At 72.7% G+C, this 21,238-nt stretch carries 14 protein-coding genes; 5 read left to right on the forward strand and 9 right to left on the reverse strand.

Going from position 1 to position 21,238, the window contains the following annotated elements; all coding sequences use genetic code 11:
* Positions 1-133 precede the first annotated feature (133 nt).
* Positions 134-865, forward strand: a complete 732-nt coding sequence (locus ACQP17_RS33400) for a class I SAM-dependent methyltransferase (RefSeq protein WP_433859662.1) — start codon at positions 134-136, stop codon at positions 863-865.
* A gap of 62 nt (positions 866-927) precedes the next feature.
* Here ACQP17_RS33400 and ACQP17_RS33405 read toward each other — a convergent pair whose 3' ends face one another.
* From ACQP17_RS33405 to ACQP17_RS33420, 4 genes are all read right to left on the reverse strand, one after another.
* Complete coding sequence (locus ACQP17_RS33405) at positions 928-1,950, reverse strand: TolB-like translocation protein (RefSeq protein WP_433859663.1); 1,023 nt, start codon at positions 1,948-1,950, stop codon at positions 928-930.
* Positions 1,951-2,213: 263 nt separating this feature from the next.
* Positions 2,214-4,298, reverse strand: coding sequence for a SpoIIE family protein phosphatase (locus tag ACQP17_RS33410; protein ID WP_433859664.1), 2,085 nt, complete (start codon positions 4,296-4,298; stop codon positions 2,214-2,216).
* A gap of 198 nt (positions 4,299-4,496) precedes the next feature.
* Positions 4,497-5,777 (reverse strand): ATP-binding protein, encoded by a 1,281-nt coding sequence (locus ACQP17_RS33415; protein ID WP_433859665.1) that lies wholly within the window; start codon positions 5,775-5,777, stop codon positions 4,497-4,499.
* Positions 5,774-6,490 (reverse strand): hypothetical protein, encoded by a 717-nt coding sequence (locus ACQP17_RS33420; RefSeq protein WP_433859666.1) that lies wholly within the window; start codon positions 6,488-6,490, stop codon positions 5,774-5,776. The genes ACQP17_RS33415 and ACQP17_RS33420 overlap by 4 nt, the downstream gene beginning before the upstream one ends.
* Before the next feature lie 333 nt (positions 6,491-6,823).
* Between ACQP17_RS33420 and ACQP17_RS33425 the strand changes: the two genes are divergently transcribed.
* Positions 6,824-7,531, forward strand: coding sequence for a DUF6215 domain-containing protein (locus tag ACQP17_RS33425; RefSeq protein WP_433859667.1), 708 nt, complete (start codon positions 6,824-6,826; stop codon positions 7,529-7,531).
* A gap of 131 nt (positions 7,532-7,662) precedes the next feature.
* Here the strand turns inward: ACQP17_RS33425 and ACQP17_RS33430 are convergent, their stop codons facing one another.
* Positions 7,663-7,866, reverse strand: coding sequence for a DUF5988 family protein (locus ACQP17_RS33430; RefSeq protein WP_433859668.1), 204 nt, complete (start codon positions 7,864-7,866; stop codon positions 7,663-7,665).
* Positions 7,867-8,232: 366 nt separating this feature from the next.
* Between ACQP17_RS33430 and ACQP17_RS33435 the strand changes: the two genes are divergently transcribed.
* A complete protein-coding gene (locus ACQP17_RS33435; protein WP_433859669.1) occupies positions 8,233-8,952 on the forward strand; it encodes a 4'-phosphopantetheinyl transferase family protein in 720 nt (239 codons plus the stop codon).
* 101 nt (positions 8,953-9,053) lie between these two features.
* On the opposite strand, the gene ACQP17_RS33440 is transcribed toward ACQP17_RS33435, so the two are convergent.
* From ACQP17_RS33440 to ACQP17_RS33450, 3 genes are all read right to left on the reverse strand, one after another.
* Positions 9,054-11,930, reverse strand: coding sequence for an ATP-binding protein (locus ACQP17_RS33440; protein WP_433859670.1), 2,877 nt, complete (start codon positions 11,928-11,930; stop codon positions 9,054-9,056).
* A 1,030-nt stretch (positions 11,931-12,960) separates the two neighbouring features.
* Complete coding sequence (locus tag ACQP17_RS33445; RefSeq protein WP_433860074.1) at positions 12,961-13,806, reverse strand: LuxR C-terminal-related transcriptional regulator; 846 nt, start codon at positions 13,804-13,806, stop codon at positions 12,961-12,963.
* 346 nt (positions 13,807-14,152) lie between these two features.
* Entirely contained in the window at positions 14,153-16,963 is a 2,811-nt protein-coding gene (locus ACQP17_RS33450; protein ID WP_433859671.1) for an AAA family ATPase, read from the reverse strand.
* A 1,041-nt stretch (positions 16,964-18,004) separates the two neighbouring features.
* On the opposite strand from ACQP17_RS33450, the gene ACQP17_RS33455 reads away from it, so the two are divergent.
* Together ACQP17_RS33455 and ACQP17_RS33460 are read left to right on the forward strand one after the other, a co-directional pair.
* A complete protein-coding gene (locus tag ACQP17_RS33455; RefSeq protein ID WP_433859672.1) occupies positions 18,005-18,787 on the forward strand; it encodes a FadR/GntR family transcriptional regulator in 783 nt (260 codons plus the stop codon).
* 94 nt (positions 18,788-18,881) lie between these two features.
* Complete coding sequence (locus ACQP17_RS33460; RefSeq protein ID WP_433859673.1) at positions 18,882-19,508, forward strand: TetR family transcriptional regulator; 627 nt, start codon at positions 18,882-18,884, stop codon at positions 19,506-19,508.
* 132 nt (positions 19,509-19,640) lie between these two features.
* Here ACQP17_RS33460 and ACQP17_RS33465 read toward each other — a convergent pair whose 3' ends face one another.
* Entirely contained in the window at positions 19,641-21,047 is a 1,407-nt protein-coding gene (locus tag ACQP17_RS33465) for an NDP-hexose 2,3-dehydratase family protein (protein ID WP_433860075.1), read from the reverse strand.
* Positions 21,048-21,238: the final 191 nt, after the last annotated feature.

The following is a 21,238-nucleotide window of genomic DNA, read 5'->3' on the forward strand; positions in this document are numbered from 1 at the left end:
TCCGGATCCGGTGTGGCGACCGCCGGTCCCTGTCGTGGCCGGTGACGAGGTGTCGGGACAGGGGGAAGGAACCTCAAGTCGCCTGTGGTGCCGTGCGGTTGGTGGCTGACGACAGCCCGTGGATACTGTCGTGATGTTCTCGGACGCCGATGCCGCCGCGCTGTATGACCTGCTGAATCCGTGGGAACCCGGCAGCCGGTCCAGTGACCGTTTCTACGACGAGCTGGTGGGGGCCGCCGACTCGGTGCTGGACGTCGGCTGCGGGACCGGAGCGATGCTGCACGGGGCGCGCGGGCACGGTCACACCGGACGCCTCGTCGGCCTCGATCCGGACCGGGCCGCACTGGCCCGGGCCCGGCGGCGCAGCGACATCGAGTGGGTGGAGGGCACCGCGGCGGACTCCGCGCCGGAGGGCGCGTTCGCACTCGCGACGATGACCGGCCACGCCTTCCAGTGTCTGGTCACCGACGACGAACTGCGGGCCTCGCTCGCCGCGATCCGTGCGGCGCTGCGCCCGGGCGGCCGCTTCACCTTCGAGACCCGGCATCCGCAGGCGCGTGCCTGGCAGGACTGGACGCCCTCGCTCGCCCGCGACCTGACCGGACCGGCCGGACGCGCCCTGCGGGTCTGGCACCACGTCGAGTCCGTCACCGGTGACCTGGTCACCTTCACCGGCACGACGGCGGAGCCCGACGGCCGGGTGCTCCGGGTCGACCGCACGACCCTGCGCTTCCTCGATGTGGCGGCGCTCGACGCGTTCCTCGCCGCGGCGGGCTTCGCCCTGGAGGGCCGCTACGGTGACTGGGGCCGCGGCCCGGTCACGGGAGTGAGCCGGGAGATCATCACCATCGCGCGCCGGAAGTGACCGGAACGGCCCCCGGCGGCAAGGTGGTTGACGGTCGGGGGCCCCGCGGCGCGGCCGCCTCCTCACCCGAGGTAGGCCGGGGCCAGCGCGGAGGTCATCAGGTGGCGCGGGGAGCCCTTGCCGTCGGCGGGGACGGTCCACAGGTCGGAGCCGTAGTCGCCGGGGAGGGCGTAGACCAGGGTGGAGTCGTCGGACCACAGCGCCTGGTCGTCGACGGTGCGGTGCTCGGCGGTGGCGGTTTCGGTCATGCTGCGCAGGTCGAGGACGTACAGCCGCCAGGGGGCGTCGGGGGAGGCGTGGGCCACCCGCTTCTTGTAGGCGAGGCGGGTGCCGTCGGGGGAGAGGGACGGGCATTCGACGTTGCGGTGCAGGGTGGTCAGGGTGCGGGCGGTGACATCGCCGCGGACGAGATAGGTGCGGCCGCCGGTCGCCAGGGTGGCGTAGAAGCGGTGGTCGTCGGCGAAGGTCACGCCCCAGACGTTGATGTCGGCGGCGTGGTACGGCCGGCCGTCCTTGGTGACGGCGAAGGACTCCAGGTTGCTGTCGATCGCCCAGGTGCGGGTGTCGACGAGGGCGGTGCGGGTGGAGAAGTTCGTGCCCGCGTAGGAGTCGCCGCTGACGAAGACGGTCCAGGCGACCAGACGGCCGGAGGGCGAGACCCGGGCGCGGGTGGGGATGCCGGCGGCCGGGAAGTGGCGGCGCTCGTGCAGCCGGGAGTCGAGGACGACGGCCCGGTAGGTGTCCCGCAGCGCGCCGTGCTCGGCCTGGAGGCAGATCGCGGTGCCCGCGGCCGCGTGGAAGCGCAGGCACGTGACGCCGGATGCGGTCCGCGGTGCCGAGGGCCGGCCGGCGGGCACGGCGGCGATCTCGTCACGGTGCGGACCCCAGGCCATGTTGCGCACCAGCAGTTGGCGGCCGGCGGACGACCGGAGCGCGACGGCACCCGTCCGTACCTGCGGGCCACCCGCCCGGTCCCGCTCGCGCGCACCGGACCGGTCGGCCGCGCGCAGCACCGCCACCGTGCCCACGGTTGCGAGCAGCACGACGGCGGTCAGCAGGATGACCAGGCGGGTGGTGCGGTTCATGCGGGCACCTCGTCGTCGGTTCGGGCGGTCAGGATGCTGGTGTCCGCCACAGTGGTCAACAGCGTTGACGGCAAAAGGAGTTCACCGGGTCGAGCCGTATCGCCACCACAGTGGGTGCCCTGGCGGGGCGGCGGCCGCACCGGTACCGGGGCGGCAGGGCGCCGTCACCCTAGAGGCCGCGGCGGTCCCCGGCCGACGCCGGCGGGTGAAGACCGGACGAACGCTTGCCGCGCGAGCGGGCGCCGTCGGAGGCGGGAGGTCCGCTATCCGACGGCCCGGGCGATGAGCAGGGCGACGTCGTCGTAGTCGTCGGGGTGCCGCAGGGTGCTCAGGAGGTGGTCGCAGGTTTCCTCCAGGCCCGGCCGGGGGGTCTCCAGCAGGTCGAGGAGGACCTGGAGGCGGGTGTCGATGTCCTGGTCGCGGGTTTCGACCAGGCCGTCGGTGTAGAGGACGAGTTGGTCGCCGGGTGCCAGGCGGATGGTGGTCGCGTGGAAGGTGACGTCACCGACGCCGAGCGGGGCACCGGTGGGCAGCTCCAGCAGGGCGGGCGGGCGGTCGGGCCGTAGGAGAACGGGCGGCAGATGGCCGGCGGTCGCGATGCGGCACTCGCCGTGGTGCGGATCGTGGACGGCGTACACACAGGTGGCGATGGCCTGTTCCAGGCCGGTGCTGCTGCGGTCGACGTGCTGGAGGACCTGCGCGGGATCGAGGCCCAGGTCGGCCAGTGCGCGGGTGGTGTTGCGCAGCTGACCCATGGTGGCCGCCGCGTTGATGCCGCTGCCCATCACGTCCCCGACGACCAGCGCGGTCCGGTCGCCGGCCAGCGGGATGACGTCGAACCAGTCGCCGCCGACCTCGCTGGCCGCCCCCGCGGGCTGGTAGCGGGAGGCGATCTCCAGCCCCGGCCGGGGCGCCGGATGTCGGGGCAGCAGGGTGCGCTGCAGGGTGAGGGCGGTGGCACGCTCGCGCTGGTACCAGCGGGCGTTGTCGATGGACACCGCGGCCCGGTTGGCCAACTCGCCGGCCAGGACGAGGTCGTCCTCGTCGAACGGCAGCGGATTGCGCAGCCGCTTGAGGTCGAGGGCGCCCAGCACGGTGCCGCGGGCGATCAGCGGCACCGCCAGGTAGGAGTGCAGTCCGGCCCGGGACAGCCGGGCCGCGGACTCCCCGTCCCGGGCGATCCGCGGCAGATCCTCCGCACCGACGTGCGGCACCAGGACCGGGGTGCCGGTGGTGACGGACCGGGTGACCAGCCGGTCCGCCGCGTAGCGCGCGGGTTCGCCGACGGGATCGGCGGCGGCGACCGCTTCCGTCTCGTAGGCCGCCGCCACCGCCAGGGCGCGGAAGACCGACTGCCCCGCCGCGGAGCCCCCGGGGCCGGGGGCGTGGTGCAGGGTGGTGTCGAGGATGTCGACGGCGGCCACGTCCGCGAGGTCGGGCACGACGGTGTCGGCCAGCTCCCGGGCGGTCTGCTCCAGATCGAGGGTGGTGCCGATGCGCACCGAGGCGTCCGCGATGAGTGCCAGCCGCTGACGGGCGTGGTACGCCTCGGTGGCCGCCCGGTGCCGGTCGGTGACGTCGATCACCGAGGCGGCCACGCCCAGCACGGTGCCGCCCGGGGCCTCCAGACGGTAGTAGGACACCGACCAGGCGTGATCATGGTCGGGGTCGGCGGGGGTCCGGCCCACGATCGACCGGTCGACCTGCGGAACGCCGGTGGCCAGCACCTCGCGCATCACCGCCTCGACCGCCTCCGCGCCGAGGAAGGGCAACGCCTGGCGGACCCGCCGGCCGAGGTGCGCATGCGCGGGCATGCCGTTGATGCGCTCCAGCGCCGGATTGACGGCCACGTAGCGCAGTGCGGTGTCCAGTACGGCCAGACCGATCGGGGACTGCGCGACCAGTCGGGTGGAGAGCGCCACATCCCGCTCCACCTGGCGCAGGACCGCCTGGTCGGTGGCGAGCCCCAGGGCGTAGACGCCCCCGCTGTCGTCGGTGAGCCGCATGTTGCGGAACTCCAGCAGCCGGGTGCTGCCGCCCTTGTGCCGGACGGGGAAGACCCCGGCCCAGGGCTCCCCGCTCTCCATCACCCGGGCGAACAGCTCCAGCACGCGGTCGAAGTCCTCCTCGGCCACCAGCAGCCGGGCCGCGTACTGTCCCAGCGCCTCCTGGGCGGGGTAGCCGAGCAGCTGCTCGGCCTGCGGGCTCCACAGCACGATCCGTCCGGACGCGTCGAGCACGACCGCCGCGACGGCCAGGACGTCCAGCAGGCCGCGGGACGGCGACGGCCCGTCCGAGGCGCGGGCCTCGGACGGGCCGAGATCGGCCTGGAACCCCTCGGTGTCCATACCAGCCGCTCCTGATACCGCCTGCCGCAAGGGCGGACGGTCCCTCTGGTGCACTCACCCGACCCCCCTGAAGACCAGGGGTGTCTTCATCCTCTCTCGACACCGGTGACTCCCGCAGCTTCACGGGGCGGTGCCCGGTCGGGGCCGGGGCGGAGGCCGTCCCGCTGGTGACGCGTCCCCGGCCGGGAGCGGCCCCGGTCAGTGCCCGGACGGCTCGTCCGGGGCGACGGTGAGTTCGGCGACGGCCCCGCCGTCGGGCGCGTTCGAGAACCGCAGGGTGGTGCCCAGCACCCGGGCCTGCCCCAGGGCGATGGTCAGCCCCAGACCGTGCCCGGCCTTCGTCCCGCTGCCCGGCCGGCTCCGGAACCGCTGGGGGCCGTGGGCCAGCAGCTCCTCGGGGTAGCCGTCGCCGTGGTCCCGCACGGTGATCACCGGACCGTCCACGGTCACCGTCACCGGCGGCCGACCGTGCTTGTGGGCATTGCCGACGAGGTTCCCCAGCACCCGCTCCAGCCTGCGCCGATCGGTCTCCACCCGGGCGTCCCGCACCACCCGCACCCCGGCCGCAAGCCCCGTCGCCCGCACCGCGCGCTCGGCCAGCGGCCCCAGCGGATGCACATCCAGCTCGGCGCGCTCCACCTCGGCGTCGAGCCGGGAGATCTCCAGCAGGTCCTCGGTCAGCCGGCGCATGGCCCGCACCCGCTCCTGCACCATTTCGGTGGGCCGGCCGGGCGGCAGCAGCTCCGCGGCCGCGTGCAGACCGGTGAGCGGAGTGCGCAGCTCATGGGCCACGTCGGCGGTGAAGCGCTGCTCGCTGTGCAGCTTGGCCTGCAGACTCGCGGCCATCGCGTCGAGCGCCGCGGCCACGGCGGCCGGCTCGTCCCTCGCGTACCCGGGGCGCAGGCCGCGGGGGTCGTCCACCCGGGCGTCCAGATCTCCGTCGCTGATCCGGCGCGCCACTTGCGCGGTGCGGTGCAGACGCCGGGTGACACCCGAGGCGGCGTACAGACCGACGAGCAGCGTCAGGAAGATCGCGACGGCCGCGGAGCCGATGATGGCCCGGTCCAGGCCCTGCAGGACCGCGGCCCGCTGGGTGAAGTCCTGCCGGACGGCCAGCGCCGTGCCGTCGGCCGGGGCGACCGCCCACATGACCTGATGGCCGGCGTGCCGGCCGAGCTGGGTGCCGCGCTCGCCCCGCCGCGCCAGGTCGCGCAGCGCCGGCGGCAGGTCCGAGGGGTCCACCCCCGCGTCACGGCCGAGGGGCTCACCGTCGACGTACGCCTCGACCGCCGAGTCCAGCTCGACCAGGGCCGCTTCGCGCGCCTGGTCCTCGGTCTGCCGGCCGACCAGGACATGGACCAGCACTCCGAGCACCGTGGCGAGGAAACAGCACATCACGACGGTGAAGAAGGCTGCCTTCCACCGCAGCGTCGCCGTCCATCCGAAGAGGCGGCGGGGCGCGGGCCGGCCGGCGCTCATGAGGTGCTCTTACGGGGTGTGGTCCGGTAGACCTCGTCGAACTCCATGACCCGCAGGAGCATGGACTGGGTGCGCTTGTCCCAGGAGTAGACCGTGCGCATGTCGAAGCCGGGCGTGCCCGTCGGCTCCCGGATGATCACGTCCCCGCCGGTCACCTCCACCGCCAGCGGTGTCCCGGCGGCGTCCATGATCCGGGTCAGCGCTCCGTTCTTGAGCATGAAGACCCACAGGGCCAGGTTGTGATCCGTGCCCTCGATGCCGACGAGCAGTTCGTCCTTGCCGTCGTTGTTCAGATCCCGGTACTGCGGTGTCCGTACGGGGCAGTGCTTCCGGTCGGTGGCACAGTGGTGGATCTTCCTGGTGGTGGCCCGGTCGAACTCCGGTGTGCCCTTGAGTTCGGAGCCCGCCCGGACCTGTGCCTCGACGATGGTGAGCAGCGGCACCTTGCGGATGTCGCCGGACGGGACGGGGGGAACCCCGCTCAGCCGCGCCGGCCGCTCGTGGGAGCCCACCTCGTCGGAGGAGGGCTGCGGTGCCGGCGAGCGCTCGGGCCACAGCCGTGCCGGCGCGGACGCGCCCGCGGTGTGCCCCGCGCTCTTGGGCTCCCCGGTCGCCGTGCAGCCGGCCAGCAGCAGCACCCCGACCGCCACGCCGAGCACCGGCGGCAGGGCCCGTATGCGACCGGGAGCCGGCCGGGGGCGGGGAAGGGACACGGCGATTTCCAGTCGGGGAAGCGGGAATGTCGGAGGACATGAGGGCGGCTGCTCGCTGGTGCGGCAATCCCGCGGAAGTGTAACGAAAGGATATGCAGCGGCAAAAGGCACGCTTCCCCGGCAAATTCCGCGACCGGACGAATGCGTTCCGAAAGTCTCCCAGGTGGGGGAGGGGTGCGGCACACCGCAGGCTCGGTCCGGCGTACGGGCGGGATGCCGCGGAGCGAAATACCCGCGCAGCGGCCGGTGTTACGGAAATTTCCCCTTGTCGGCCCGGTGATCACGGGTTACAGTCCCCCAGCACATATCGGGGGATCACTGCAAGCGGGGGACATGGCAGACGAAATCGGCGTGCCCGTGAAGGGCGCGTGGGGGCAGGCCGTCGCGGCCGTGGCACTGGTGGCGGGGCTCGGCGTGGGCCTGTGGGCGTTCGGGGAGCAATCGTCCGCGGACAGCGCTCGCCCGTCGCCCGCCGCCTGCTCGGGCGGGGAGCCCGGTAAGACGCACACCACGTCCCGGAAGGCGTCGGGGCACGTTTCAGGGGCGCAGCTGTGCACCGCGCTGAACCGCCGCGAACTGGCCGAACTGCTGGGTACGCCGGGAGAGATCGCAAAGGAGGCCGGCGGCAGCGGCGGCTCCGTGAAGTACGCCGGCGGCAAGGAGTTCGACACCCCCTCGGCCCGGGTCGAGTTCACGACCTACACGGTGTCGCTGACGGTCACCTACGACCATCGTCCGGTGACCCGGTTCTCCGCACTTCTGGGGGACGATCAGCCGCACCGGAAGGTACTGGGCCGCCCGGCGATCCTGTACTCGGACCGCACCATCGGCGTCAGCTTCCGCCTCGACGGGAGCGACACGAAGAGCGGACCGGGGGTTCCGGCCCGCACCGTCATCGTGGCCCGCGACGCGCGGGACAGCGGCGACTCCTACGAGCTGACCCTGTGGCGCGCGGACGGCGGGGTACCGGACGACGCGACGCTGCTCGGCGTCGCAGAGAAGGTGCTGCCGGCCATCCCGGGGTGGACTGCCGGCGGGTGACGCCGCTGAGACGGACGGCGCCGGGTGCCCGTACGTCCTTCGGGCACCCGGCACGACTGCGGCCGACCGTACGACCGGACCGAGGCCGGGGTAACGCCCCGGGCCGACGGCACGGCTGCGGACGTCCGGCGCTACTCGGCCACGTAGGTGCAGCCCGTCCAGACGAACACCTGGAGCGTATGACCGTCCTGCCGGACCCGCTCCGCGGTCGGCTCGAAATGCTCATAGCGGTTGCCGCAGAGCAGCTTGAGCGGCGACGCCATGTCCGGCACATAGCGGACCCGCTCCTCCTCTGCCACGTACGTGGTGGGGCCCCCACGCAGCACTGCGTTCATTTCGTTCATCAGCATGGTCAACTGCCCTTCTCCGAGCCCGTTCGACTGCGTAACTGATCGGCTTTCGTGGTGAGGAAGCGGTCCCCGCCATTGGAGCAGGGCCGGTGTTCGGGAAACCCCTAAAGCGGCCGCCTCCGGGAACACCGCCGACGTGATCCGCCCGGGGCCGGTCCCGTCCGATCCGGAAAGACTGGGCGTTTCCCCGGGACTTGGTGCGCGGCCGCCCCGTGCGGTGGTCCCGTACGGGCCGCCGCTCTAGTCTCGGCCGAACGGCGACGTGAGGTACCGCTCCGCGCCGACACCCCACGAGGCGCGCCCGCAACGTCGTAAGGGTGCCCGCACCGCCGCAAGGATTCAGGAGACGCGATGATCGATGAGCTGCTGCCGGAGACCGTCTCCGCGGCCGAGCTCGTCGGCGGCGAACCGCCGGCCGCGGCGCTCCTGCCCGAGGAGGAGCCGCACGTCGCCCGCGCGGTCGACAAGCGCGTCCGCGAGTTCTCCGCGGGCCGCTGGTGCGCCCGCCGGGCGATGGCCGGGCTCGGCCTGCCGCCCGTACCGGTCCTGCCGGGCCCGCGCGGGGAGCCGGGCTGGCCCGACGGGATCGTCGGCGCCCTCACCCACTGCGAGGGCTACGCCGCCGCGGTCGTCGCGCGGTCCTCTGAGGTGCTCGCCCTGGGCATCGACGCCGAGCCGGCCCAGCCGCTGCCGGACGGCGTCCTCGCGGCCGTGGCGCTGCCCGGGGAGCGCGCCGCCCTTCCCCACCACCACGACGGGGCACCGCCGTTGCCCTGGGACCGGATGCTGTTCAGCGCCAAGGAGTCCTTGTACAAGGCCTGGTTCCCGATGACCGGGCGCCCGCTGGAATTCGAGGACGCCTTTCTCGCCTTCGACCCGGACAACGGGACCTTCACCGCACGGCTGCTGGTGCCCGGATGGCCACTCGGCGACGAGCTGCTGACCGGCTTCCAGGGGCGCTGGGCCGTGCGCGAGGGCCTGGTCCTGACCGCGGTCACCGTGCCCGCCGTCCGCAACGGCCACACGCCTGCCGCGCACGGCTCCGGAGCCGCGGCGGGAGCCGCGCGATGACCGGCCACCGCGCCACGTACGGCGCCGAACGCGGCCGGCCGGGCACGCCGGTGGACGCCGTGCCCCGCGCGACGGAGTGCGGACGCGCTACGGCCGGGAGGTCATTTCGCGGCCCGTTCGGGGTCGAAGAACGAGCCGAGGCCACGCCGCCCGGACACCGCGAGCTTGCGGTACACCGAGGTCAGATGCTGTTCGACGGTGCGCTGGGTGACGAACAGTTCCTCGGCGATCTCCCGGTTGGTCTCACCCACCGCGGCCATCCGCGCCACCTGCGCCTCGCTCGGCGTCAGCGACTCCACGCCGCTCGACGTGACCCGGCGCGGACGGGCACCGGTGGCCAGCAGCGCGTCGTTGGCCCGGGCGCGCAGCCGGGCGGCGCCGAGCGTGTACGCCAGATCCAGCCCCTGGCGCAGCGTCTCCCGGGCCGCTTCGGTGTGACCGCACGCATGCAGTGCGGCACCGTAGTCGACCAGCGCATGGGCCAGTTCGAGGCGGGCCGGGGACCCGTCGAGGGCGGACAGCGCCTCCTCCAGCATGCCTAGCTTCCGCGGTCCGCTCTCCGTCGTCGCGAGGAGCCGCAGACCGGCACCCAGCGCATCGGTCAGCTTCCCCTGCCGGGCGCGTTCCACCGCGTCCTCGGCCAGCTCCCGGGCCGGTGCCAGCGCGCCCAGGGCGAGGTGGGCGCGGCCGGCCCAGGCCCACCAGGACGACACGGCCGGACTCGTCCGCGTCCACTCGTGCTGCCGCCTGCCGGCCTCCAGCAGGTCCGTCAGCGCCGCCTTCGGTTCCTGGTGAGCGAGCCGCAGCCGCCCGCGTGCGCACAGGAACTCGTTCCACTGCCAGGTGTCCAGGCTCGTCGACGGGAAGGCCTGCGCGGCCGCGGCGTCGGCGCCCGCGAGGTCACCGGTGTCGATCAGCGCGTGGATCTGGGTCGCGACCGGCAGCGCCAGGGTGCGGCCCCAGTGGCTGGGCGGCACCACGTTCAGCGCCGAGCGGGTGGCCGCCAGCGACTCCGACAGCGCCCCCAGCCGGTAGCGCGCCTCGGCCCGCAGCGCCTGGCACAGGCCGTACAGCAGCAGCCGCTGGCTCGCCCGGGTGTCGTCGATGACCCGCTGATAGGCGGCGTCCGCCTCGTCCGGCAGGCCCGCGTACAGCAGCGCGGTCGCCGCCGTGGTCAGGAAGAACGGCGAGTCGACGCCGGGCACGCTGCTCTCCAGCACCCGGCGGGCCGCGGCGGCCGACTCCTGTGCCCGGTCCGCGCGCACCGAGCACAGCCCGGCCCCCGCGGCGATCAGGGCCCGCTCACCGGGGGTGGTGCCGGGCCGGCTGATGTCGAACGGGTACTCCCGCAGGGTCACCGCGAAGCTGCTCAGGTCCTCGGCCGACGCCATCAGCCGCTGGCCCTCCAGCAGGCGCTGCAGATCGGTGTCGCGGACCGTCGGCGCCTGCTCGGCGAGCAGCCGCACCGCCTGCAGCGACCGCCCGCTGCGGATCAGGCCGCTGGCCAGCGAGCTGAGCAGCCGGAAGCGCAGCGACGGCTCCCGGACGTGCTCCAGCGCCGCCTGGAGATGCCGCACGCTCGCCTGCGGGTCCACGCCCGCCTCTGCCAGCCCCAGCTCCACCAGGACCGCGGTGTCCTCGGGCGGCGTCCCGTCGGCGGGCAGGCAGTGCCGCAGCAGTTCCACCGTCAGCGCCGGGGCGCCGCGGAACGATGCCTCCCGGGCGGCCTCCCGCAGCACGGTCACCGCCCAGTCCTCGGTGGCCGGCAGGTCCGCCAGCAGCAGATGGCCGGCCACCTGCTCGGCGCGCGCCCCCGCGTCCAGCAGCAGCCGCGCGGCGCGGTGGTGTGCCTCGGTGAGCTGCTCGGGCGACAGGTCCGCCACGATGACTTCCCTGATCAGCCCGTGATTGAAGGACCAGCTCCGGCCGTCGTCGATCTCCGCGACCAGGCCGTTGGACCGCAGGGCCCGCATCGCGGCCGAGTGGGTCGCGTCGTCCAGTCCGGCCAGCCGTGCGCAGACCTCCGGCAGGGCGTCGTCGCCCATCACGGCCAGGGCGCGGGCGGCCGCCGAGGCGGATTCGGGCTGGCTCCGCAGCACCGCCCGCACCGCCTCGTGGAAGAACGTGCCGTCCCGGGAGATGTACTGCAGCGCGTCGACCGCGGGCGGCCGGCCGTCGAGCCGGAGCACGCTCAGCAGCGAGTGCACGAGCAGCGGGTTGCCGCCGGTGAGCGCGAGGCAGGCTTCGTGGAACTCCTCGTCGGCCTCGTGACCGAAGACGGTCTCCACCATCCGGCCGATCCCGCGGCCGGTCAGCGGCCCGGGCCGCAGCACCCGGCACAGCGGCTGCCCGGCGATGTCACCGAGGAGCGCGGCGTCCGTCGCCTCGTCGCCGGTGCGCCGGGACAGCACCAGCAGGATGGGCAGGCCCTCGATCCGGCGGGCGAGGTGGGTCAGGAAGCGCAGCGAGGCCATGTCGGCGCTGTGCGCGTCGTCGACCACGATGACGAGCGGCGCCTCCGCGGCCAGATTGCAGGTGAACCAGTACAGCCCGTGCAGCACTGCGTACGACATGTCCTCGCTGGGGAGCATGGCGTCGCCCGGCAGCCGCTCCCCGCTCAGCGCCTGCGCGGCGGTGCGGGCACTGCCGGCCAGCAGCCGGGTCAGCCGGGGAGCGTCGAGGGCGCCCAGCAGCGGCTCGAAGAGCTGGCGCACGACGCCGAAGGGGAAGTCGCGCTCCAGCACGCCACCGCGGGCCTCCAGCACCTGCAGTCCCTCGGTGGGGAGACCGGCGACGAACCGCTGCAGCAGCAGGCTCTTCCCGATGCCGACGACGCCCTCCAGGAGCGCGATACCGCCTGACCCGGCGCGGGCGTCCTGCACGAGGGCGGCCAGGGAGGACATCTCCTCCTCGCGATTGACGAGGGCCAGCGTGTCGCGCCGGCACTCGAACGCGTCGGTGGGTATCCCGTCGGTCATCGGGAGTCTCCTCTGTCCGCACCTGCACCCGGCACGGCCGTGCCGGGCAATCCTCCGCGGGCAGGAACGCGGCATCCGGGCGGGCTGCCGGCCCTCGGCCGGTGGGCCCCCGCCGGGGTGCCGCGCCGTACGCGGCGGTGCCCGTGCGCACAGGAATGCTGCCTGTCCCTCACTGTTTCCTTGCCCTCTTCCCGCAGGGAAGCTTTCCCCAGTTTCTCCTATATGTGATGAACGGGAGGCCCCCGGGGGTTCCCGGGAGGCGACGTCTGGGTGAAGAGGCCTCCCCGTGGCCGTGCGCGAGTCCTGCCGGAGCGTGCCATCCACCGTCCCTGAGCTGGGACGACTCCACTCAGGGGCATATGCCCCGGCGGCAGGTGAGGCATACCGGTGACGGCGTGTTCCCGCTGCGTTGACTTTAGCCCGAGCACCGGGCCGGGAGTGAGACCCGTGCACCGTGTGACTGGACGGACGGGGGAATCGTCCGTGGCGCGCTGTGCCGGGGGCGTCGGTTCGGTACGGGCCGCGACGGTGCCGCGGGCGGCGCAGGGCCGCTGCGTACGGTCCGGTTTCCGGGGGCGCGCGGACGCCGGAGGGCGGTGGCCGGCGGGCGCGAGTACGGCGGCGACCGGGGGCGCCCGAAGGAATTGACGCTGCGTCAACTAAGGTCGTGAGAAAGGAAGATGGGGCACATCCCGTGCGCATCCATCACGCAACGCAACACCGGCTCCGTGAGGAGGGGGATTGTCCTCACGGAGCCGGTGCGCACCAGGCCGGAGGCGTTTGCCGGCCCTTGTCGCCGTCCCAGCAAGACTCTCGGAGCGCGGGGGCCCGGGCCCGAGAGCGGCTTCGGCGACATATCCATCCTCACCCGGGGCAGTTGAGGAATTCCCTATATCCCTGGTCCCGGAGCCGGCGGCAGCGATCCGGGGCCCCGAGAGGGCAGGTGCGGTGCCCGGGGAGGGGGCCGGTGGAACCGAGAAGGGGCGCCCCGTCGGGGACGCCCCACTGTGCTGCCGGTCGCGCTGAACCCCTATGAGGCCCGGGAGTTCGTCATGCCGGGTGCGGTCCGGGCGCCCGGTACGGTGGCCGTTGTGCGCGGCGCCGCGGCCTCGGCGCGGGCGGCCGCGGTGCGCTGCCGGGACGCGTCGGCGCGGCGGTTGCGGCTGCGCCGGTTGTCGGCGTCCTTCACGAACTCGGGAAGCACCCGGGGCGGCCAACTGCCGATCGTGAGCATCCCCATGGAGTGCGCCCGGGCGACCAGCGCGGCCCGGTTGGGCGCCTTGAGCCGACGCAGCATCAGACCGACGTGGTACTCCACACCCTGCCTGCTGAGGTAGAGCCGGGCGGCCAGCTGGACGGTGGAGGCGCCGCTCGCGACGCCCTCGAGGATCTGCGCGTCGAGCTCCGTGAGCAGCTGCCGGCGGCTGGCCGGCGCCTCATCCTGGCCGGTGAGGGCCGCCGAATCGTCGTCGGGCCGGACGACCACGACGAAGGACGGTGCCTGTTCCGATTCGCTGCGGACCGCTATCCCGGTCAGTTCGCCCGAGAACGGCACCTCCTCGCCGCGGATTCCCACCATGCGCTCCACGAACCGTGCGCGGTGCCCTTCGGCCAGCCGGGCGAAGTGCCGGTTCAGCAGACCGGGCGCGCTGGGGTGCAGCAGGGAGTAGAGGCTGCGACCGCACGCCTCGGCGGAGTCCTGGCCGAAGAGCCGGAAGAACTCCGCGTCGGCCGCCATGATCGACAGCGTGGCGTCGAGGCTTGCCATGCAGGCCTGTTGGGGCTCCAGCGAGCGCCGTCCCGCCACGGCGGCGGGTTGGTCGGGCGCACGCGGCGTGTGGGCGTTCGGGGCATGAGGGGCCGCCGCCAGAGGCATCGGGTCGGCGTAGTGCTGGGATGTCAAGGGAGCTACCGTCTTTCTGCGGTCGACGCACCGGGAAATCCGCCCGTCGAATGAGGCATTGGTCGTCCTCGCTCCTTCGGTCCACGGAGCGAAGTGCCTTTCTTTGCATTGGTATTCCGCTGTTCCGAGCCTAGGAACGCAGCAACCCGGGAGTCAACGCGACATGTGGCAAATAGCAAAACACTGTGGTGTCTCGGTGCGGTGGTTCGGTGTCAATACGGTGCGGTAGCAATAACTCTTGGTCATGACCCGATTGTTGAGAGAGGCCGGCGCCGCCAAGCGACGCCGGCCGGTACCACAAATCCGGAGGAGGGACGGGTCAGTAAGGCGCCGCCGCTCCGGAGGGGTCGGACTGCCGGTCGAGTTCTCCCAATGCCGTGGAGAGATGCCCGCGCCCCGGAATTGACATCTTGCGGTAGCAATTCGTCAGATGCTTTTCCACGGCACGGCACGTGATGTTCAACTCGTCGGCGATCACCTGGTTCGTCAGGCCCGACGCGGCCAGCTGGGCGACCTTCCGCTCCGAGGGGGTGAGCTGACCGCGGGTGGCCTGCGGGTCGGGCGGCGCCTCGGCGAGCAGCTCCTCCGCCCGCCGGGCCAGCCACGGGGTGCCGCACACCACGGCCTCCGCGTAGGCCTGGCGCAGCGCCGTGCGGCCACGGGCGTCGGCCGGGCCCAGGCGCTCGCCCAGATCCAGCAGGGCCTGGCACAGCTCGAAGCGGTTGGCGGACAGGTGCAGGACGTCCACCGCCTCCCGCAGCACCTCGATGCCGCCCGGCCCGTCCACCATGTGGCTGTACACCCGCAGCGCCCGGCCGAGCGGGCCCGGCGCACCCCAGGCACGGGCGCGCTCCACCTCCAGCGCGCTCAATTCCCTGGCCTCCCTGTGCTCGCCGAGGTAGAGGTGCAGGAACGCGGCGGCCGAGGCCCAGGGCAGCAGCGCCGGATTGAGCCATCCACACTGCTCAAGGCGGCGCCCGGCATCGAGGAACCAGCCCAGCGCCCCGTCCAGATCGCCCTTCCGCGCCGCGCTCTGCCCCTTCAGCATGGCCAGCCCGGACCACACGTACGGATCGTCCTCCGCCCGGTATTTGACCGCGAGCAGCCGGTCGGCGAGCTGGTGGTCACCGGTGAGGATCGCGCAGGTCGCGAGGGTCATCGACGACACGGTGAAGACTTCCTCGTGCTTCTCCCCGCCCAGCTCGAAGGCCGTGAGCGCCTGCTCCTTGGCCCGCTCCAGGCGGCCGCGGGCCAGCGAGACGAGCGCCTGCTCGGTGCCGATCAGCGCCTGCTCCACGCGGGTCTGGCGTCCCACCGCGTTCTCCTGGACCGCGTCGAGCCAGGCACCCAGCCCCTCGACGGAGTCCGCGGCCACGAGGCTGGCCACCACCATCGGCAGGGTGGTGTGCACATGGGCGGGCAGCGCCGGCTCGCGCTCCAGGACGCGGTTGGCCAGCGGCGCCACCTCATGGGCGGGCAGGGCGTTGGAGAACGTCGCGGCGCTGATCAGCGGGGCGAGCAGCTCCCGCTCGGCCACCGTGTCGGTCCGCGGCTCGGCGCCCAGGCCGACGAGACGGGCCACGGAGTCGGCCAGTTGCGTGGGGTCCGACAGTGCCGACTGCCGGATGCGGGCCTCCAGCCGCAGCGCCAGCTCCCGGTCGGCGCCCTGCAGCCGGTCCCCGGGCCCCAGCGCGTCCGCGGTCTCCTGGAGCAGCTCGTGGACGGGCAGCAGCGTCGAGGAGAACGCGCTGGGCGCCAGCCGCACCACGGCCTGCGCGCGCTGGACGGGGCCGTCGCACAGCAGCACGGCCTGGGCGATGTGCCGCACGGCCGCGTACGGGGCGAAGCTGCGTTCCGCCGTGGCGAGGTCGATCAGCAGCTCCGCCCGGTCGTTGTCCGGGGAGCTGCCCATCAGTGCCTGCCGCAGATAGCGCGCGGCGACCTCGGGCGCCGCCCGGCGCTGCGCGGCGCCGGCCGCCGCGCGCAGCACCCCGGCGGCCCAGGGGTAGGCCGGCGTCGTGAGGGCCATCAGATGTTTCGCCACGTGCTCCGGCGGGCGGCCGGCCCGGTGCAGCGACTCGGCCGCCAGCGCGTGCAGGGCGGTCCGGCCCTCCGGGGGGATGCTCTCCACGACCGCCGTCTGCACCAGGGCGCGCACGAAGCGGGGGCGCTGCATGCCGGTCGTCAGGCCGAGATCCGTCAGCCGGCGCAGGGCCTGGTCCCGCTCGGCGGAGTCCACCTCGGCCAGCCTGCTCAGCAGCTCGGGGTTGGTGTCGTCACCGAGCACGGCCACCGCCCGGGCCACCCGCCTGACCTGCTCCGCTTGCATGTCCAGGCGCAGCAGCAGCCGGTGCTGCAGCGAGGCCGGCCGCAGCGCCGCGACCTCTTCGGCGTGGTCCGCGATGGGCTGCAGGCTGCGCGGCGCCGCGTCCGCCAGCAGACAGCTCAGGAACAGCGGATTGCCGCCGGTGACCCGGTGGCAGGCGGCGGTGAACGCCTCGTCGGGCGCTTCCCCGTAATACCGCCGGATCAGCTCGCCGGTCTCCTGCATGCCGAGGTTCCCGGGGCGCAGGGTGTGCGCGGCCTGCGCGATCACCTCCTGGACCGCCGGTTCCCCGGTGAGGGTGTCGCCCTCGCGGACGGCGCACACCAGCAGCACCGGCAGGCCGGACGTCCGTCCGCTCAGCTGCCGCAGCCATCGCAGGGTCGCCGGGTCCGCCCACTGGAGTTCGTCGACCAGCATCAGAACGGGCTGGTCACGGGCCATGTTCTCGACGAGCGCGGTGAGGCCGTCCAGCACCGCCGGGGACGGTCCTGCGCCGCCGGGCCCGCCGGCGTCGAGCACCTCGCGGGCCTCACCCGCGGTCCATCGTGCCAGGGTCTGCGGCGACGCGTCCCGCAGCGCCGGCTCCAGCAGCTGGCGGGCCGCTCCGAGACAGAAGTCCCGTTCCATCGGGGCGGCGCTCACCCGCAGGTGCAGGGCCCCCTGCGCCGCGGCGAGTGCGCCGATGCCGTCGAGGAGCGCTGATTTGCCTACCCCCAACGGACCGCTGACCAGGACCAGGGCGCCGCGCCCGCTCCGCAGGGCGGTGACGGCCAGGTCCAGTTCCACATCGCGGTCCAGCAACATCAGTTTCAGATCCCTTCAGACCGCGAACTGTCGTCGCGGCGGCGTGTGCCGAAGGACTCGCACGCTGTGCGGGCCGGTGGGCGCGGTGCCGGGCTTCTCCCGGCCGCGCGGCCGTCGGGGCGCGGTGCACAGGGCACGTACTGCTTCGGACATGCCGCAGCGGGTGGCGCTGGAGGAGGGGCAGGAGGCGCAAAAATCCGGCTGGGCAGTGCGGTCGAGGCAGCCACCGGAGATTTGCCGCTCACGCCGAGCGCCCGGCGTGTATTGCGGTGAGTGGGTTTCTGTTGTGGCCTCTTGTCAGCGCTCACCCTCCAACAACAGTGCGGTTCACGGGTATTTCGTCATTCGCTGTGTTCAAGGTTGCCACATCGTTCGGTGAACCCTTCCCAGGGGCGCGGAACGGTGCGCCGGGGCGGCATTCGAGGGGACTCTCCTTGGCGGATCCCGGAAGGAACCTGAAGAAATACTCGGCGGTAGCCTTTCTCAGGGAAAGAAATGTTCCTGCGAACGGCGCCCCTCATGGAATTTTTTTCAGGGAATTCTCAGGCTCGGCGCGGCTTCGGTCTCCGCGCGGTGCCGGGGCCGTGGATCGCACGGGGAGGGCGGAGCGGAATTCCGTCCGAGCTGACGGGGCGTAACGGTGTGAGCAATGTTACGCACGCATCTCAGGTCCACCGGGAGGCTCTTGAGGAGAATCTGAGCCTTCTCCTCTCCTTCGCCGATCGCCCTCGGCTTGTGGCCGGGCCGGATGTCCGTCCGGTCGCCGCGCCTGGGGTGGTGCACGGGCAGCCGGACCGAACCTCTCAGTCGTGCCTGTCCGGCTGTCTGACAAGTTCACGACGCATCGTCGAACTCCAGGTGAGAGGTGTCAACCGGACCAACGTCCCTATTTGCGCTGCCGAACGTCCCCCGTGGGATGGCGCAGGTCGTGGCCGGTTCCCTGACCTGCGGGTGGGCGGGTCGGCCACTCTTCTAGGGAAAAACACAGAACTCTCCCGTGCGCGTTGACGCCTCTCGCGAGACGGCCACAGGATGCGGGACATGGCCGACCTGGACAGCAGGACTGCAGCGGTACCGTCTCGGCGCGTCAACGCGATGGAGGTTGTGCTGAGAGACCTGCGCGGCGCCATCGAGCGGGGCGACTACGAAGTCGGTGACAAGCTCCCCTCGGAGGCGGAGCTGGGCCAGCGCTTCGAGGTGAGCCGCTCCGTCGTCCGCGAAGCCCTCCGCGCCATGCAGGCCCTGGGCCTGACGGCCTCCCGCGCCGGCAAGGGGACCTACGTCGCCTCGCCCGGGGCGACCGAGGACCCCACCTTCGGCGCGTACTCCTCCCGCGACCTGGTCGAGGTCCGCCGGCACATCGAGATCCCGGTCGCGGCCTACGCCGCCACCCGGCGCACCCAGGACGACCTGGACCTGCTCGACCGGCTGCTCGTGCGGATGGAGCGGCAGACCGACACCACGGCGTGGGTCGCCCTGGACACCCTGTTCCACATCACCATCGCGCAGTCGGCCGGAAACCCCGTGTTCCGCAAGGTGATTGAGGAGATCCGGGACGCCCTGGCCCGCCAGTCGACCTTCCTCGACATGCTGGCCAGGGACCGCCGGGAGCAGTCCAACCGGGAGCACCGCGCCATCGTCGAGGCGATCGTCGACCGCTCCGAGGACGACGCCGTGCGGGCGATGACCGCCCACCTCGAACATGTCGAGTGGGCGCTGACCACCATCGTCCGACCGGACCGCACCGGCGACGGGGGCCGCGAGGCCACCCCGGTCTGCCGCTGTGCGCAGGCCCCGGTGCTCCCGGCACCGGCCGACCGCTGACGCGGGTCGACACCGCCACCACCATCCCCGCCGGCGCGTTCCTGTCCGCGCCGAACCGCTGCCGGGTCTTGCTCGCTTATGCTACTTTTTGCTCGTGAGTGCGAAAAGGGCGAGTGAGCAAGGCGGCCGGACCTTCACCGAGGAGGCCAGGCGCGCCCAGATCGTGCGGGCGGCCATCGACACGGTGGCGGAGCACGGATACCCCAACACGTCGTTCAGCAAGATCGCCCAGCGGGCGGGCCTGAGCAGCACGGGCATGATCTCGTACTACTTCGCCGGCAAGGCCGAGCTCTTCGACGAGGTGGTGTCCACGGTCCTGCGGGCCGCTGAGGAATTCGTCGGACCCCGCATGCGGCACGAGCCCACCTACCGGGGAAGGCTCCGCGCCTATATCGAGTCCAACCTCGATTTCATGGCCAAGTACCCCGGGCACACCCTCGCCCTGGCCGAGATCATCATCGGCACCCGCGACCGGGACACCGTGCCGGTCGGCGCCATCAACCAGGCCACCGCCTCCATCGACGCCCTCGTCGACTGCCTGGACAAGGGGCTGGCCGCCGGGGAGTTCGCGGACGTCGAACCGCGGGTGATGGCCGTCGCCATCCGCGGCGCCATCGACAACACCCTGCGCCACCACATGCTCACCCCCGGCGTCGACCTCGAAAGTTACGGCAGCAAGCTCGCCGACCTCTTCGACCGCGCCACCCGGGCCGGCTCCTGAACGACGCGGTCCGGCACCGCCTCGCCTGACGCACGGGGACCGCGCGGGCCCGTCTCCCGGCGCTCGTGAGGCGTGGCGGACAGCGGCTCTCCGGGGTCACCCGCAGTGCCGCCGTCCCCCGTACGGCCCCGGCTAAGCCAGCGTCCGCATCCCCGCAATCAGTGTCCTGGCCTGCACATTCAGATGGTGGCTGTACTTCAGCAGCTCATTGATCTGACACAGCGTCACCCAGCGGAAGTCCTCGGGCACCTCGGTCGGGAAGTCCTCGTCCACCTCGACGATCAGATACTGACTGCGGGCGTACAGGAAGCGACCGCCCTCCTCCGACAGCACGGCATCGAACAGCGTCCGCTCCGCACTGCGCTCCCGCACGGCGTCGAGATACCGGGGACGGTCACCGGCGGGCAGATGCGCGTAGCTCTCCGGCGTGCACTGCACGGTGGGCCCCAGCTCCACCACGTCCAGGAACCCCGGCTCGACCCGGGCACTCAGCAGCGCGTGCGGGACGCCCCCGATCCGCTTCACCAGCAGCGCGGCCAGCCCCAGCCCGTGCGGTTCCAGCAGCGGCTGCGACCAGGCCGGCACCTCCCGCCGGTGCGAGCTGACATCGACGGCGACGATGCTGAAGAAGCGCCCGCTCTCGTGCGAGATCGCGACCGGCGAGCGGTGCCAGCCCGCCGCCTCTCGCAGCGGCAGCGGCTCGGTGGTGATCTCGTGCCGGGCCCGTCGCGTCGTGACCCAGCTGCGGATCTCCGTGTCGGAGTGCAGGCCGGCGTTGGCCGTCGCGGAGCCCGCCCGCCAGTCGGGGATGCAGGACAGCACCGTACGGGCGTCCATGTTCACCAGGTCGGGATGGCGCAGCAGCGCGCCGAGCTGGCCCAGGGTGACCCAGCAGAAGTCCTCGCCCGCCTCGACCTCGGGGCCCACCTCGACCACCATGTTGCGGTTGCGCTTCCGGTAGAACCACGACCCCTGCTCGGACTGGAGCACATCGGCCAGCACCCGGCGTGGATCGGGGTCGACGAAGCACTCCATGTACGGCACGGCGGAACCGCCGTGCACCCGCGTGTAGTTGCTCTTGGTGGCCTGCACCGTGGGGGAGAGCTGCACCCCGTTGGCGTTGCCCGGCTCCGGCTTGGCCTGCATCAGACAGTGCAGCACCCCGTCGATCTCCCGCACCGCGATGCCCAGCACACCGATCTCCGGCTGGTGGATGATCGGCTGACACCACTCGCGGACCGGCCCGTAGTCGGAGCGGACCCGCAGGCCCTCGATGGAGAAGAAGCGTCCGCTGTCGTGCCGCAAATTCCCGCTCCCGGGAGCGAAGCCCCAGCCCCGCAGCTCCCCGAACGCTATCCGGTCCACCTGGAGCGCATGGGTGCGCTGCCGCTCCGCGAACCACGCGTGGAAGGCCTCGTTGCTCATCACCCCGCCCTCGGTGGCCAGCGCCGAAGCGGCCAGCCGGGACGACAGTGCCACCGCCCGCCGGGAAGACACCACGGAGCCGGATGAGTACGAAGGCTCCACCGTGCTGTCCATGTGCATTGCTGCGCCCCTCCACGCTGATGGGTGTACGGCACCACCGACGGCACCGGACGGCCGACCTCTCCACCCGAAGCCTGCACCGGGGAGTCCTGGCATTCGCCTAGTCTCTGCGGCCCACCCGCGGGCGGATCGGCGGCCACCGCACCCGAGTCCCGGGAACCGGCGCCGGGCCGCCTCGTCCCACC

Source organism: Streptomyces kronopolitis (assembly GCF_050953795.1).
In the GTDB taxonomy this organism is placed as follows: Bacteria; Actinomycetota; Actinomycetes; order Streptomycetales; family Streptomycetaceae; genus Streptomyces; species Streptomyces kronopolitis_A.

What these genes read in the sequence shown, in the direction of transcription:
- ACQP17_RS33400 (WP_433859662.1), top strand. Translation starts at nt 134, where the DNA reads ATGTTCTCGGACGCCGATGCCGCCGCGCTGTATGACCTGCTGAATCCG.
- ACQP17_RS33405 (WP_433859663.1), bottom strand. Translation starts at nt 1,950, where the DNA reads ATGAACCGCACCACCCGCCTGGTCATCCTGCTGACCGCCGTCGTGCTG.
- ACQP17_RS33410 (WP_433859664.1), bottom strand. Translation starts at nt 4,298, where the DNA reads ATGGACACCGAGGGGTTCCAGGCCGATCTCGGCCCGTCCGAGGCCCGC.
- ACQP17_RS33415 (WP_433859665.1), bottom strand. Translation starts at nt 5,777, where the DNA reads ATGAGCGCCGGCCGGCCCGCGCCCCGCCGCCTCTTCGGATGGACGGCG.
- ACQP17_RS33425 (WP_433859667.1), top strand. Translation starts at nt 6,824, where the DNA reads ATGGCAGACGAAATCGGCGTGCCCGTGAAGGGCGCGTGGGGGCAGGCC.
- ACQP17_RS33430 (WP_433859668.1), bottom strand. Translation starts at nt 7,866, where the DNA reads ATGAACGCAGTGCTGCGTGGGGGCCCCACCACGTACGTGGCAGAGGAG.
- ACQP17_RS33435 (WP_433859669.1), top strand. Translation starts at nt 8,233, where the DNA reads ATGATCGATGAGCTGCTGCCGGAGACCGTCTCCGCGGCCGAGCTCGTC.
- ACQP17_RS33440 (WP_433859670.1), bottom strand. Translation starts at nt 11,930, where the DNA reads ATGACCGACGGGATACCCACCGACGCGTTCGAGTGCCGGCGCGACACG.
- ACQP17_RS33445 (WP_433860074.1), bottom strand. Translation starts at nt 13,806, where the DNA reads ATGCCTCTGGCGGCGGCCCCTCATGCCCCGAACGCCCACACGCCGCGT.
- ACQP17_RS33450 (WP_433859671.1), bottom strand. Translation starts at nt 16,963, where the DNA reads ATGTTGCTGGACCGCGATGTGGAACTGGACCTGGCCGTCACCGCCCTG.
- ACQP17_RS33455 (WP_433859672.1), top strand. Translation starts at nt 18,005, where the DNA reads ATGGCCGACCTGGACAGCAGGACTGCAGCGGTACCGTCTCGGCGCGTC.
- ACQP17_RS33465 (WP_433860075.1), bottom strand. Translation starts at nt 21,047, where the DNA reads ATGGACAGCACGGTGGAGCCTTCGTACTCATCCGGCTCCGTGGTGTCT.